13 protein-coding genes are annotated in these 13,118 nt (G+C 69.0%); 11 read left to right on the forward strand and 2 right to left on the reverse strand.

Annotated elements, in window-relative coordinates; genetic code table 11:
- The first annotated feature begins 9 nt into the window (after positions 1-9).
- Both ABD999_RS02805 and ABD999_RS02810 read left to right on the forward strand, forming a co-directional pair.
- Positions 10-1,407 (forward strand): glutamate-cysteine ligase family protein, encoded by a 1,398-nt coding sequence (locus tag ABD999_RS02805; RefSeq protein WP_271278062.1) that lies wholly within the window; start codon positions 10-12, stop codon positions 1,405-1,407.
- 66 nt (positions 1,408-1,473) lie between these two features.
- Complete coding sequence (locus ABD999_RS02810) at positions 1,474-2,496, forward strand: hypothetical protein (RefSeq protein WP_271278063.1); 1,023 nt, start codon at positions 1,474-1,476, stop codon at positions 2,494-2,496.
- Here the strand turns inward: ABD999_RS02810 and ABD999_RS02815 are convergent.
- The gene (locus ABD999_RS02815) at positions 2,486-3,205 is read right to left on the reverse strand and encodes a PaaX family transcriptional regulator C-terminal domain-containing protein (RefSeq protein WP_148030627.1); all 720 of its coding nucleotides are present in this window, start codon (positions 3,203-3,205) and stop codon (positions 2,486-2,488) included. The genes ABD999_RS02810 and ABD999_RS02815 overlap by 11 nt on opposite strands.
- 31 nt (positions 3,206-3,236) lie before the next feature.
- Between ABD999_RS02815 and ABD999_RS02820 the strand changes: the two genes are divergently transcribed.
- Positions 3,237-4,922, forward strand: coding sequence for an acyl-CoA dehydrogenase family protein (locus tag ABD999_RS02820; RefSeq protein ID WP_271278064.1), 1,686 nt, complete (start codon positions 3,237-3,239; stop codon positions 4,920-4,922).
- Between the two features lie 51 nt (positions 4,923-4,973).
- Here ABD999_RS02820 and ABD999_RS02825 read toward each other — a convergent pair whose 3' ends face one another.
- Complete coding sequence (locus ABD999_RS02825) at positions 4,974-5,702, reverse strand: LysR substrate-binding domain-containing protein (protein WP_271278065.1); 729 nt, start codon at positions 5,700-5,702, stop codon at positions 4,974-4,976.
- 55 nt (positions 5,703-5,757) lie between these two features.
- On the opposite strand from ABD999_RS02825, the gene ABD999_RS02830 reads away from it, so the two are divergent.
- The 8 genes from ABD999_RS02830 to ABD999_RS02865 all read left to right on the forward strand — a co-directional run bounded on the left by ABD999_RS02830 (position 5,758) and on the right by ABD999_RS02865 (position 13,116).
- Complete coding sequence (locus ABD999_RS02830; protein WP_271278066.1) at positions 5,758-6,129, forward strand: DUF5997 family protein; 372 nt, start codon at positions 5,758-5,760, stop codon at positions 6,127-6,129.
- A gap of 80 nt (positions 6,130-6,209) precedes the next feature.
- Positions 6,210-7,265 carry a DUF6183 family protein gene (locus tag ABD999_RS02835; RefSeq protein ID WP_271278067.1) on the forward strand — a complete coding sequence of 352 codons (1,056 nt, stop codon included), beginning with the start codon at positions 6,210-6,212 and terminating at the stop codon, positions 7,263-7,265.
- Between the two features lie 258 nt (positions 7,266-7,523).
- Complete coding sequence (locus ABD999_RS02840; protein ID WP_271278068.1) at positions 7,524-7,817, forward strand: antibiotic biosynthesis monooxygenase family protein; 294 nt, start codon at positions 7,524-7,526, stop codon at positions 7,815-7,817.
- 268 nt (positions 7,818-8,085) lie between these two features.
- Complete coding sequence (locus ABD999_RS02845; protein ID WP_271278069.1) at positions 8,086-8,328, forward strand: Rossmann-fold NAD(P)-binding domain-containing protein; 243 nt, start codon at positions 8,086-8,088, stop codon at positions 8,326-8,328.
- A gap of 93 nt (positions 8,329-8,421) precedes the next feature.
- Positions 8,422-8,841, forward strand: a complete 420-nt coding sequence (locus ABD999_RS02850; protein ID WP_271278093.1) for a DUF5980 family protein — start codon at positions 8,422-8,424, stop codon at positions 8,839-8,841.
- Positions 8,842-9,847: 1,006 nt separating this feature from the next.
- Positions 9,848-10,090 (forward strand): hypothetical protein, encoded by a 243-nt coding sequence (locus ABD999_RS02855; protein WP_271278071.1) that lies wholly within the window; start codon positions 9,848-9,850, stop codon positions 10,088-10,090.
- Positions 10,087-10,689, forward strand: a complete 603-nt coding sequence (locus ABD999_RS02860; protein WP_271278072.1) for a DUF6879 family protein — start codon at positions 10,087-10,089, stop codon at positions 10,687-10,689. The genes ABD999_RS02855 and ABD999_RS02860 overlap by 4 nt, the downstream gene beginning before the upstream one ends.
- An 84-nt stretch (positions 10,690-10,773) precedes the next feature.
- The gene (locus tag ABD999_RS02865) at positions 10,774-13,116 is read left to right on the forward strand and encodes an ATP-binding protein (protein WP_271278073.1); all 2,343 of its coding nucleotides are present in this window, start codon (positions 10,774-10,776) and stop codon (positions 13,114-13,116) included.
- Positions 13,117-13,118 lie beyond the last annotated feature (2 nt).

Genomic DNA, 13,118 nt, shown 5'->3' on the forward strand with positions numbered 1-13,118 from the left:
ATGAGGGGCATGGGACAGGATCTGGATAAAGCACGGTTTACCGAGGACGAATTCCTGCGGTTCGGCGAGCGGCTCCACGAGCAGCTCACGGTGCTGCGCGAGCTGCTCGACCGCCCCGGCTTCGGCGAGGGGCCGGTCACGATCGGCGCGGAGCTGGAGCTCTTCCTCGTCGACGAGCAGGGCAGGCCGCTGCCGCGCAACAGCGAGGTGCGCGACCGCCTCGGCGATCCCCGCGTGGTGCTGGAGCTGGGCCGCTACAACATCGAGGTGAACCTCACCCCCATCCCGCTGGCCGGGCGGCCGTTCGAGCGGCTCGGGGCGGAGATCCAGGAGACGATGTGCAAGGTTGACGAGGCCGTCGAGGGAGGCGGGGCGCTGCCCATCGGCATCCTGCCGACGCTCGACGTGGGCGACTTCACCGCCGACGCGATGAGCGAGGAGAACCGCTACGAGGCGTTGCGCAGGGGCCTGCGGCGGCTGCGGCTGGAACCGTTCCTGGTCAAGGTCGAGGACCTGGAACTGCGCGTGGAGAACGTCATCCTGGAGAGCGCCAACACCTCCTGGCAGGTGCACCTGCGGGTGCCGCCGAACCGGTTCGCCCGGCTGTTCAACGCCGCCCAGCTGGCGATCGGCCCGGTGCTGGCGGCCTGCGGGAACTCGCCGGCGTTCCTCGGCCGGACGCTGTGGGAGGAGACCAGGATCGCGCTGTTCGAGGAGGCGGCCGACGACCGCGACGTGGAGCGGCTCTACCGCAAGGACGGGCGGGTGACCTTCGGCTCCGACTGGGTGCGCGAGGGCGCGTACGAGCTCTTCGAACGGTACGTCAACGACTACGACCCCGTCGTGCCCAACCTCGTCGAGGACGGCGACCGTACGGACGTGCCCGAGCTGCGGCTGCACCAGGGCACCATCTGGCAGTGGAACCGGCCCGTCTACGACCCCGCCGACGGCGGCCACCTGCGCATCGAGATGCGCGCCCTGCCCGCCGGCCCGTCGTGCGCCGACATGACCGCCAACACCGCGTTCCTGCTCGGGCTGACGCTGGCGCAGGCCGAGCGCGACCTGACCGGCTACCGGTTCGCGGAGGCGTACCAGAACTTCTACCGCGCGGCCATGCACGGGCTGGACGCCAAGCTGTCGTGGCCGGGCCGCGACGGCGAGTTCGAGGCCGCCGACCTGGTGCTGAGCCTGCTGCCCGAGGCGCGCGCCGCGCTGCTGGCCAACGGCGTGTCGGTGAAGGACGCCGACGACGCGCTCGGCATCATCGAGCAGCGCACCCGGCTGCGCCGCACCGGCGCGGCCTGGCAGCGGGAGAAGCTGGCCGAGTTCGGCGGCGACCGGGCCCGGCTGGTGCGCCGCTACCGGGAACTGGCACTCTCGGGACTGCCGGTACACCTGTGGTCTTAGTGACGCAACCTTCTCGTCACCCCTTCCGTCAGACTCTTGCGTACAGACGGGAAAAGCGAGGGATGCATGGCTGACACGGGGATGAAACCCACCGACGGGACCCCCTTCCGGTTGGTGCGTGACACCGGGACCCTGGCGGAGGGGGCGGCGAAGCTGGCCGGCGAGATCCGCGCCGCCCCGATCAAGGATGTGCTGGCCCAGGCCAACAGGAAGGCCGTGCGCAAGGGCGCGCCCGAGGCGTTCGGGTCGATGCCCAAGCCGTCGGTGTGGTACGCGTTCGACCAGGGCGACCAGGAGACCGCCGACTGGTACCCGCAAGGGCTGACCTGCGGGGCGGACTCCGGGACGATCCCGGTCTCGGTGTTCGTCGCCACGTGGTACTACCGGCCGGAGGAGGGCGAGCGGGGGATCAGGGTGACGTTCTTAAGCCCCTCGACGCTGAAATACCGGCACGCGCTGCTGGTCGAGGCCGCCCCCGACGGGTCGTACAAGCCCATCGACATCCACGCGGGCGGCGTCGCCTGCTACGGCGACCTGCTCTACGTCGCCGACACCACCAGGGGCCTGCGGGTCTTCGACCTGAACAACGTGCTCGACCTGACCAGCGCGCAGGCCGGCGTGGGCGACGGGGAGCGGGTGGGCCGGCACGGAGGCCGGCTGCACGCCTTCGGCTACCGCTACGTCATCCCGCAGACCGACTTCTGGAGGGTCGCGGTCAAGGGCGCCAGGTTCTCGTTCGTCGGCCTGGACCGCAGCACCACCCCGCACACGCTGATCTCCGGCGAGTACGCCGAGGACCACCGCGAAGGCCGGGTCGTGCGCTGGAACCTGGAGCTGGACGGCGAGCCCGCGGACGCGTTCGTCATGGGGCACGAGAAGATCCAGGGCGCGATCTCCCGCGACGGCCGGTGGTACCTGAGCCAGTCCGCCGGCTCCGGCGCCAACGGCAGGCTGCTCGTGTACGAGAACGGGAAGCTCGCCCGGCGGCCGTTCCCGATCGGCCCGGAGGACCTGACCGCCCGGGGCGGCAAGGTGTGGAGCCTGGCCGAGTTCCGGCGCAAACGGGTGGTGTTCGGCGTCAATCTCTGAGATGCCGGTCCAGCAGCTCGCGGAAGCGGCGGTCGAAGTCGTCGTAGCGGGCCCGCAACCCGGCGCCCGGCCAGTCGTCCGGCAGCAGCTCGGGCGGCAGGAGCGGGTCGGCCAGCAGGTGGCGCAGCACCGCCGCCGACACCAGGAACCCCTCGGCCAGTCCCTCGGCCCGGTCGAGCGAGCGCCGCAGCCCGCGCGCCTCGGCCGCCCAGCCGTCGAGATCCCACAGCAGGGGAGTGGGGTCGGCGTGCGGGCGGCCGTCGATCAGCGTGCACTGGGCGGTCACGACCGCCGGCCACTCTTCCCGCAGCAGGTTGGCGGGCCGCATCCAGGTGCCCTCGCGCAGCTCGGCGAGGCGCAGCGTGGTCATCGCGTGCCGCAGCGCGGCCCGGTCGGCGGGCGCGCGCCGCTCGGCGGTGACCACGGCGATCTCCCACGTGCCGTCCCACGGCCGGGTGTGCGGGGCGCGGCTCTCGTCCTGCCTGGCCTGGCGCTCGGCCAGCCGCTCGGTCAGCGCGTAGCGGCCGCCGGACTGGACCAGGTCGCCGGCGGCCACCATGCGCGACAGCGCGACCCGTACGGTGCCCTCGGCGATGCCGAACAGCGCGCCGACGCGCACCAGGCGGCGGGCGGGCAGGCTCGGCGGATGGCTGCCCAGCAGCGCGCTGAGCACGGCCGAGCGGGCGCTGAGTGTATTACGCTCTTCCATCGCGTGTCGATGATATGTAATGCTCGGTGGTATGGGCAGGTATCTCGTCGAACCCTTCGACTCCAGCGACCGCTACGCCACCGAGCGCTACCAGGGAGCCGCGGGGCGCAACTGGTGGCGCTGCGACCCGTCGCTCCAGCTGCTCATGCGCCGCCACCTCGGCGACTGCTACGCCTGGGCCGAGCCGCACCTCGACCGCCTCGGCGCGCTCATGGGCGGCCCGATCGCCGCGCACGCGGAGGAGACCGACCGCAACCCGCCCCGGCTGGAGAAGTACGACAAATGGGGGCGTGACATCAGCGAGGTCGTCATGCCGCCCTCGTTCCACGCCGCCCGCGACGCGCTCATGGCCGACAACTTCACCTCCCCGGCCTTCGCCGAGCAGGCCCGGGCCCACGGCGCCGACCCGGCCGCGCTCGCCGCCGCCTGGACCTACCTGCTCGACCAGGCCGACATCGGCATGGGCTGCGCGCTCGGCACCGGCGGCGACATGGTCGTCTCGCTCGCCGAACGCCACGCGCCCGACGACGTCAAGCAACGGGTACGGGAGATCTTCGCCAACGGCGACTACTCCGGCGAAGCCGCCCAGATGTTCACCGAGCGGACCGGCGGCTCCGACCTGGCCGCCCTGGAGACCACCGCCGAGCCGTCCGGCGACGCCTGGTCGCTGACCGGACTGAAATGGTTCGCCTCCAACGCCAACGGGTCCGCGTTCGTGGTGCTGGCCAGGCACGAAGGCTCCGTGGCGCCGTTCCTGGTGCTGTGGGAGCGCCGCGACGGCACCCGCAACGGCGTGCGCATCAGACGGCTGAAGGACAAGCTCGGCACCCGCTCGGTCGCCTCGGCCGAGGTCGAGTTCGCCGGCGCCGAGGCGTTCCTGCTGGCCGGGCCCGGCTCCGGCTCCGGCCTCGGCACGATGATGAAGCTCACCAACGCCTCCAGGCTCGGCGTCGCCATGATGGGCGCGGGCATCGCCCGGCGCGCCCTGACCGAGTCGCTCTGCTACGCCCGCGCCCGCGAGGCGTTCGGCCGGCCGCTCGCCGACCAGCCCCTCATGCGCCGCAAGCTGGCCGAGCTCATCGTCGAGGTCGAGGCCGTCCAGGCGCTCGTCTTCGACGGCCACGTCGGGCCGCGCCTGCGCCTGGCCCCCGCCCTGATCAAGCTGCGCGCCGCCCGCCTCGGCCTCACCGCCTCCAGCGACGCCGTCGAGGTGCACGGCGGCAACGGCTACATCGAGCAGTGGCCGGTCGCCAGGCTGCTCCGCGACGCCCAGGTCAACCCCATCTGGGAGGGCGGCGACCACATCCTCTGCCTCGACGTCCGCCGGGCCATGCTGCGCGAGAACGCCCACGAGCCGTTCCTCGACCGCCTGGCCGCCGCCGTGGACCAGGCTCCCTCGGGCGACTGGTCCCTGGTACGCGGCCGCGTCGACGACCTGGGCAAGGCGATCACCGCCTGGTCCTCGCTCGACCCGGCCGTGGCCGAGGCCCGGCTCTACCCGCTGGCCCAGTTCATGGCCGACGTGTACGCCGCCGCGCTGCTGGTGGAGCAGGCGGGCTGGGAGGAGCGCGCGGGCCACGGCTCCCGCAAGGCCCTGGTCGCCCGCCTCTACGCCGACGCCCACCTCGCCGACCACGGCCCTCTCCGCGGCCTCGACCGCCCCGCCGACGACCTGGACCACTTCGACACCCTCACCCGAGGAGCCTTCACCTTCTGACCACCCGCACTTCCCCGTGGTCTTCAACCCGGGTGTTCGAGCTTCCGGCGGTCAGCGGGGCCGGCGGCCCTTCTTCCGGCCGCCGGTCGACGTTCCCCGGCGTCCGGAGCCGCGCTGGACCGGCTTCGCCGCCTCCCGCCGCGCCGGCTTCTCCGCCGGAGCCTGAGGCGCACGGCCCCGCGAGCTGTTCGCCGTGCGCCCGCGGACGATCCCGATGAAGTCCTCCACCAGGTCGGTCGTCGCGTCCGTGAGCCAGGCCAGCCCCACCTGCGACTGCGGCGCGCCGGACACCGGCCGGTACGTGAGGTCCCTGCGATGGTGCAGCCGCGCCAGCGACTGCGGGACGACCAGCAGCCCCGCCCCGGCCGCCACCAGCCGGACCGCGTCCGCCGTCGTGGCCGGCCGCTCGAACGCGGGCCGCCCGGGGCGGACCGTCCACTCGATGGAGTCGTCCAGCGGGTGGAAGACCTCCTCGTCGGCCAGATCGGCGACGGTCACCTCGTCGGCCGCGGTCACCACGTGATCCTTCGGCACCACGACCACCGTGGTCTCCACGTACAGGGGAATCACGCTGAGCCCGTCACGGTCGACCGGCAACCGCACGAACCCCGCGTCGGCGCCCCCGCCACGCAACAGGCCCACCACGTCGGCGGCGGCAGCCGGGACCAGGGTGAGCGGCACGTCGGGCACCCTCTCGGCCCAGACGCCGACCCATTTCGCCGGTGTCACGCCGGGCGGGTACGCCAGCCGGAACACCCCGCCGGTCTCCTCAAGAGTCACCCCGTCAGCGTACCGATGTGAGAAGGACCGGTTCCGCCTGACTACGCTGGACTCCATGACCACGCCCAAGCCCAAGACCACCCAGACGATGAAGCCCGCGACGGCGGCCAAGAAGCTGGGCATCCTCCTCTCGGCCACCCCCGCCGAGTTCCAGGAGGGCGTGGTCTCCCGGAGCGAGCTGAACGCGCTGCAGACCTCACCTCCCGCCTGGCTCACCGACCTGCGCCGCAACGGCCCCCACCCCAAGCAGGTCGTCGCCGCGAAGCTCGGGGTGTCCATCTCCGGCCTGATGAGAAACGGCATCACCGACCCGCTCACCACCGCCGAGATCGACGCGCTCAAGGCGGAGAACCCCGCGTGGCTGGAGCAGGAGCGCTCCACCCAGGCCGAGGTCCGCAAAGAGGCGCAGCGCCTCAAGCAGCGCTAGCCCGTCCAGTCCGGTCGCGGGGCTCGCCGTAGATCACGTCCGCTTGTATGCTGCGTGGCCCGACCTACACGAGGACGCCCATGTCGCTGGATGAGCTGCCGGCCGGACTTCACGAGGCCGAGGACGTCACTCGCCACTACGACCTGGTGGAGCGGGCCGCCGCCGAGGGACGGGCCGGAGAGCTGTACGAGCTGGCCCTGACCCTGCGCGCCGCCGAGCCTGGCTGGCAGCGCGACGCCGTCCTGCTCCACATCCAGCAGGCCCTGGGGCTGACCCCCGGCCCCGGCAACGCGGCCTGCGCCGTGCGCCTGGCCGCGACCGAGCAGCTCGACTCCCGGGTCCGCCTGGCCGCCGCCCAGCTCGCCTCCGCCCAGCCGGTGGACAACCTGCTGCCGCTGTACGAGGAGTACGAGCAGGCGCCGGAGCTGTTCGCGTGCCTGACGCAGGAGCTGGTGCTGCGTCACCCGGACATCGGCCAGCACGGCGCCGTCCGCCGGGTGACCGCCCATCTGGCGGACGCGAACCACCCTCTGGCCATCCTCCCGCCGGCCCTGCTGCCTTTCGAGGACGCCTTGGACCTGCCCTCGTACAGCCTGCGCGGGGCGTCGTACGCGATCCCGTTCGGTCCCGTCGAGCGGTCCGGCTTCCCGCGGCGGCCCGGCCACCAGATGCCGGCGGTGGAGCTGCTCGCGCCCGGCCTGCTCACGGCAGCCGTGGAGAACTGGGTGGAGGACTCCAACGGCCGGATCGAGGCGCGGGCGTTCCGGCTCGCGATGCCGGCCGAGCTGGACGCGGAGCTGCTGGAAGGGCTCGGGCTGACCTGCCTCGCCGGCGAGGGCGAGGTGACCGTGCGCGCCGCCACGCTGTCGGAGGTGATGCGGGTCCTGTTCGCGGCGGCGGCCACCGGCTCCGCCTACGGCAGCGGCCGGGGCGGCGCCTACGGCAGGCTGCTGGCCTGGCAGTCGATGACCGCCCTGGCGGGCGGCACCCGCGTCGAGGACGCCGCCGACCGCACCTGGGTCCTGTTCGACGCCTCGACCGCCTGGTTCTACCAGGTCGCCTGGGACGTCGGCATCGCCGCCCTCGACCCCGACCGCCTCCTGGTCCACGTCCTCGCCGCCACCGACACCGACTGAGACGCGGCCGAGCCGGTCTCCCGGTCAGTCGCCGCCGTCGCCGCCATCTCCACCGAAGCCGCCCCCACCCCGACCTCCGCCGTAGCCGGCGCCACCGTCGGCGGCCTCGCACTGAGTTGGTGTCCGCATCATCACACAGGCGTGCCCAGTCGCAGGGTTCGGCGACCACTTATCGACGTCGCGTTGGTATCATCCCGACAGGGCGTCGGGAAAAAGAGCGTGGCGCTACGGAGAAGGGCATCCCCCATGCACATGATCATGAACCGCATCGACGTTCCCGCCGAGGACGCCAAGGCGTTCGAGGCCACCTTCATGGAGAGCATGCGCGCCACCCTCGCCGGCGTCCCCGGCCTGCGGCGCAGCTCCCTCCTGCGCCCCACGGAGGAGGGGCAGCCCTACGTGTCCACGATGGAGTTCGACTCCCGTGCGGACTTCATCGCCTGGCTGCGCTCCGACTCGTTCAAGGCCGCCCACTCCGACCGTGAGGCGCCCGGCATGGACACCCCCTCCGCCATCGAGCAGTACGAGGAGATCGGGACGATCGAGAGCTGACGCCGGCCCACCGGGCGCCGGGGCCGCCGTGCCAGTTGCTCTTCAGCTCGCACGGGCGAGCTGCATCCACGAGAAGGAACCCGGTGCGCGGGCTCGGACCCTTGGCCCTGTAACGGGTGTTGTCATCGACGAACCCGGCCGTAGCCGGTGGCCAGGAGGGTGTTGCCACCAGGCGACCAGGAGGCGCTCGCGATTCAGGTCGGAAGCTCAACCCATGTCTTGACGCCGGCAATTCGTCCTGTCCCTCCTCGACCGCGGCGCCGGCAAGGTGTACGCCACCGCCCGCCGCCCCGGCCTCATCGACGTGCCGGAAGTCGTCCCGCTGCGGCTGGACATCACCGATCCGGAATCGGTCGCCGCCGCGGCGGCAGCAGCACTCGACGTCAAGGTCGTCATCAACAATGCGGGAATCTCAACCGGGACGAGTCGCCGCAGAGTGGCGGGTGATGCGAGCCTGTCGTGGCCGCCCGCCGCCTCGCCCGGCCGGTCCCCTTCTATGAAAATTTCATAAGAACACTGAAACTTTCTTGTCAGAGGGTTCTTTAAGCATCAATGATTGCTGGGTCAGAGGTTTCTGTGAGAACCAAGGGAGGCAGCCGTGAAAATGAGTCACCGCGCCGCCAGAGCGGCGCTCGGCGTGACGGCAGGACTGGCCATCGCATTAGCCGGCAGCACACCCACCTCGGCGGCGACGTGGGACCTCATGGGGGAAAATCAAATCTGCATCAAACACGGACACTCTCACTGGACATACTTCCTGGCCGCTGTCGTCGGCACATGGTCGTCGACCGTCCATGTCACGGTGGAGAACCTGCCCGCCGGGGCGGTCGTCACCCAGGCCGACGCAATCCCACCCGGCTCGAATCACACCAACTCGAACGGTTCGACAACGGTCAACGGCTGGGTCTTCGCAGAGTTCGACCCGCTCCCGATCGGCGTCTACACGGCGCAGATGACGGCTTCGGACGGGACGCAAACCCTGTCCGACCCCGTCACCATCACCGTCAAGGAGCGCTGCTACTAAAGCGCGTATTCGAAACGCCTGCTCGGAACAGGGCAAAAGGTTTGCTCTATCCGCCGGTGTGCACCAGCCCTCGCATGGCGAAAAGCCCGGCAGGAATGCTCGGCAACGTAGGCCACGTACCTGCGGATGCGTTCCCCTGCGAAGTTGAGCAGATCAACTGTCCGCGGCTCCCCCATTGGCCGCGGACAGCGGATCGCTTCGCTACAAGCTCCTGCGGCTCGGCGGAAGCACCGTTCTCCCTTTTCGGTGCACCACCTGAGAACGCTTCGACCCTGATGGCGAATCGCCGGGAGTCGCATGGTCGTAACGTCAGAAGTCGAAGATGCCGTTCTTCGCGCCTGCCACGAACTTGGTCCAGACGGCCCGGCGGAGAACCCACGAAGAGTTCGAACGCCAGGTGCCGAACCGGGTGATCGAGCGGTCTCGCTGGCCCGCGACGGTCTCACCAGCGGCGCGCTGCGTCCTTCGGCGCGGCGCTGATCGGCAGGAACGGACTCGGCGTCCCGCTCCACGACACGTGCTCAGTCTCGGCTCGCCGGCCTGATCGCCGGCGGGCCGTCGTTCGGCGACCACGTCCCGGTAGACCTCCTCGGGCGTGAAGCCCTCGGCGAGATACCGCAGCACCTCGAACTGGTCCTCCGGGAACAGGTTCGGTCGACGGTGCGCTCCTAGAACCGCCGCATCACCCTTCGTCCTTCTCCAGGGCGTCATAGCTCTCCCAGAAGGTGCTGCCGGAGGCGAGCCGCGGCACGAGGAGACCTCCCGGGGGTGAGCAGGGGATCACCAGGGTATCCGAGTATCGTGACGAAATGCTGGCTGGTATCCCAATGGCACCTTCCTGATTTCCCGTATCAGGCGTCCACAAAATCCAGCTTTCATGCGAAACCATATTTTGTTATATGCCCCGGCCGCAATAAACGGGCAGGGAACTCTCCATGGCCAGCTAGTATTCCGAGGGCCATTGATAGCCTATGATCAAGCCGGATTCGACAGGGGGAGGGGCCTCATGTTCGATTTCGCTCGCCGGGTGGGGCTGAGCCCGAGACAACGAGGAGAAACCTCGGGCAGAGACACCTGCCCGGACATCTGGGAGTTGGACAACGGAGCTTTCGCCGTCATCGGGACAGACGTCACAGACCAGGTAAGGGACCGCCTCCCCGAAGACGTGCACTGCGCATCCTACGAGCGAGTGGTCATCGTCACACGCCGCACCATGATCGCCGCTAAGAGAGATCTGCCGGACGCATGAGCCGTCTCAAGTTTCCGCCTCGTCCTGACCTGGTGACGGCTCGGCTTTCCCCCGACGGCTTTCGACGGGAGTTTCGTAACGCCAGCCGGAGTGTGACCGGGCGCGTCTACAAGCTGGAGCGGCGCCAGACCTTTCAGGAGCCGGGAAATCCGAGCTGGGAGGCGTTCGCCGCCGGTGACATGAGGAGAGCGCTCGAGCTCATCGAGGAAGACCGGGCAACCCAGCGGGACTTCAAGAAGATATTCGACGACAGGGACGCGCATTTCTATCGGCTTCGCGTCATCGAGGACCCGCTCAGCAGCTATTTGAAGTGGGAGCTTGCGCACTTCAGGCTCAACGCGGAGGAAGGAGAGAAGATATTCATCGTCAACCAGGCGATGATAGCGGACCTCGATCTCCGCTATCGTCTGGACGACTACACGATATTCGACCGGTCTCTCGCGTTCTTTCTCAACTACTCTGACGACGGCCTGTTCCTGCATGCGGACATGGTTTCCGATCCGGCGGTCATGTCTGAATTGGTGGCACTATCCGAAGAGGTTCTGGCCCGATCGATTCGATTCGAGGACTACCCGGTGGATCTCTCGTTCTCCGAGTAAATGTCGTTCTCGGCTATGGCGATCGCGCATGTGAAGTGATGTCAAGTGACTACTGACCCGCCCGAAGGAAGCACCCACTCCGAGATGTCGGGCTCCGCAGCCGACATCGTTCAGGCGCGTGACATCAGTGGCGGAATCCACTTCCACCGATCCAGTGACGGGATGCCCAGGCCCCAGCAGTTGCCAAGTGACGTCTCCGGGTTCGTCAACCGGGAGGTGGAACTCCAGCGCCTCGAGACCGAGATCGTGCCAAGCGCTGACGGGTCCCCCGGAATACCACTGATCATCATTGCGGGTACAGCAGGAGTCGGGAAAACCGCTCTTGCTCTGCGCTGGGCGCACACGATGCGCAGAACTTTCGCCGATGGCAACCTGTACATCAATCTTCGTGGCTATGATCCGGGCCTGCCCGTGACGCCGCAGCATGCCCTCGAAAGGTTTCTCTCGGCGTTGGGTGTGCCTCGCGAATCGATTCCCTCCGAGCTCGACGATCGCGCGGGCTTGTACCGTTCCCTGCTGGCGGGCCGGCGCATGCTCGTCGTCCTGGACAACGCGGTCTCGGTCGGCCAGGTCAGGCCGCTGATCCCAGGTACGCGGGAGTCCCTGGTGATCGTGACCAGCCGGAGCAGATTGTCGAGCTTGATGGTTCGGGACGGCGCACTTCGGATCACGCTGGGGCTGCTCTCGGAACAAGATTCGGTACGGCTGCTCAGAAATGCCATGAAAAAGTACCGGCCACATGACGAAGACGCCCGGCTGGCCGACCTGGCTCGTCTCTGTGCTCGCCTGCCACTGGCGCTGAGAATCGCCGCGGAACGCGCGGTGAGCAGGCCGTGGATGGAGCTGTCCGAACTCGTCGACGAACTGCGGAGCGAATCCACCCTCTGGAGCGCTCTCAGCACGGACGATGAGGACGACGCTGTGCGAAGCGTGTTCGCCTGGTCCTACAGAGCACTTCCACAAGACGCGGCAGAACTGTTCCGGAAACTTTCCGCCCATCCAGGGGCGGAGTTCTCCAGCGGTGTGGTCGCGGCCCTCATGGGCGAAGGCAGGGCACGGGTACGACACCTGCTGGACGTTCTGGTGGGGGCGCACCTGGTCGAGCAGTCAGGAGCAGATCGGTTCCAACTCCACGATCTGCTCCGCAGCTACGCCGCCGACCAGTTGTCGACCGAAGACAGCCGTGAGATGTCGATGACGCTGGTGAACCGCGTGCTCCTCTGGTACTCGCACGCGGCCCAGGCGGCTACAAGCTGGATCAACCCCATGGAAGAGGCAGCCGTTCTCCCGGCGCTGGACACCGGCGTGGAAGCACGCGGCTTTTCCAGCTACGAGGAGGCAGTCGACTGGTACGAGCTGGAGAAACTCAATCTGCGGGCGACGGTCAAGCGTGCCGCCGAACTGGACCTGCACGAGCTCACGGCGAAGCTCGCCGTCATTCTTCGTAACATCTACATGCGTTTCAACGCGTTCGAAGACTGGGTTGAAACCAGTCAGGTCGGTCTGCAGGCCGCCCGTGACCTGACCGACCGGCAGACCGAGGCCAGCCTTCTCGAAGGTCTCGGAATGGCCTTCACCCAGCGTCACGACTTCGAGCGTGGCGAGGAGTTCCACCGAGCCGCGCTGGCGATACGGCAGGAGTCGGGCACGCGAATCGACGTGGGACTGTCCCTCAACGACATCGGGATCGTGCGCTTCAGAGGCCGCCGACTGAGCGAGGCGGCAGACATGTTCGAACGCGGCCGCGCCATCTTCGGCGACCAAGGGCATGATCACTGGGAGGCCGTGGCCGCCACGAACCTCGCCGAGGCCCGAGCCGAGCTGGGACACCTTCGCGAGGCCGAGATGCTGGTGCACCGAGCCCTGCAGATCTTCAGGTCGACAGGCGAACGCGGCGGCGAGGGAAACGCGCTTCGAGTCCTGAGCAACATCAGACGTCGCACCGGACAGGCCGCCGACGCACTGGACTTCATCGAGGGCGCGCTGAGGATCGCACACGAGGCCAGGAACCACGTATGGGAGGCGTACTGGCTCATCGAACTGGGCAAGGTGCAGTTGCTGATGAACCGGCCGGACTTCGCGCTCGTCTCATCGCAGCGCTCGGCGAATCTCCATCGCCGGATCGCCGACCGGGTACGCGAGGCGCAGGCATGGGATGTCGCCGGCGAGGCGTATCAGGCGCTGGGCCGCTTCCACGAGGCGGCCGACTTCCACCGCGGCGCGGTCAAGGTCTTCGACGGCGCGGGTCTCCGCTGGTTGACGGGCATGTCGCTCTGCCATCTCGCCTTCGCGCGGCGGGGGATGGGCGATGACGCCGAGGCCCAGCAGAACGCACTGCGAGCGCGAGAGTTGCTGTCCGGGTTCGAGGACATGGATGCGGCGGCCGCCCGTGTCCGCATCGACGAGGTGTTGCGGCGTCGTCCGTGATC

Source organism: Nonomuraea ferruginea, from assembly GCF_039540635.1.
GTDB classification, from domain to species: Bacteria; Actinomycetota; Actinomycetes; order Streptosporangiales; family Streptosporangiaceae; genus Nonomuraea; species Nonomuraea ferruginea.

What these genes read in the sequence shown, in the direction of transcription:
- ABD999_RS02865 (WP_271278073.1), top strand. Translation starts at nt 10,774, where the DNA reads ATGTCGGGCTCCGCAGCCGACATCGTTCAGGCGCGTGACATCAGTGGC.
- ABD999_RS02855 (WP_271278071.1), top strand. Translation starts at nt 9,848, where the DNA reads ATGTTCGATTTCGCTCGCCGGGTGGGGCTGAGCCCGAGACAACGAGGA.
- ABD999_RS02835 (WP_271278067.1), top strand. Translation starts at nt 6,210, where the DNA reads ATGTCGCTGGATGAGCTGCCGGCCGGACTTCACGAGGCCGAGGACGTC.
- ABD999_RS02815 (WP_148030627.1), bottom strand. Translation starts at nt 3,205, where the DNA reads ATGGAAGAGCGTAATACACTCAGCGCCCGCTCGGCCGTGCTCAGCGCG.
- ABD999_RS02805 (WP_271278062.1), top strand. Translation starts at nt 10, where the DNA reads ATGGGACAGGATCTGGATAAAGCACGGTTTACCGAGGACGAATTCCTG.
- ABD999_RS02820 (WP_271278064.1), top strand. Translation starts at nt 3,237, where the DNA reads ATGGGCAGGTATCTCGTCGAACCCTTCGACTCCAGCGACCGCTACGCC.
- ABD999_RS02840 (WP_271278068.1), top strand. Translation starts at nt 7,524, where the DNA reads ATGAACCGCATCGACGTTCCCGCCGAGGACGCCAAGGCGTTCGAGGCC.
- ABD999_RS02850 (WP_271278093.1), top strand. Translation starts at nt 8,422, where the DNA reads ATGAGTCACCGCGCCGCCAGAGCGGCGCTCGGCGTGACGGCAGGACTG.
- ABD999_RS02810 (WP_271278063.1), top strand. Translation starts at nt 1,474, where the DNA reads ATGGCTGACACGGGGATGAAACCCACCGACGGGACCCCCTTCCGGTTG.
- ABD999_RS02830 (WP_271278066.1), top strand. Translation starts at nt 5,758, where the DNA reads ATGACCACGCCCAAGCCCAAGACCACCCAGACGATGAAGCCCGCGACG.
- ABD999_RS02860 (WP_271278072.1), top strand. Translation starts at nt 10,087, where the DNA reads ATGAGCCGTCTCAAGTTTCCGCCTCGTCCTGACCTGGTGACGGCTCGG.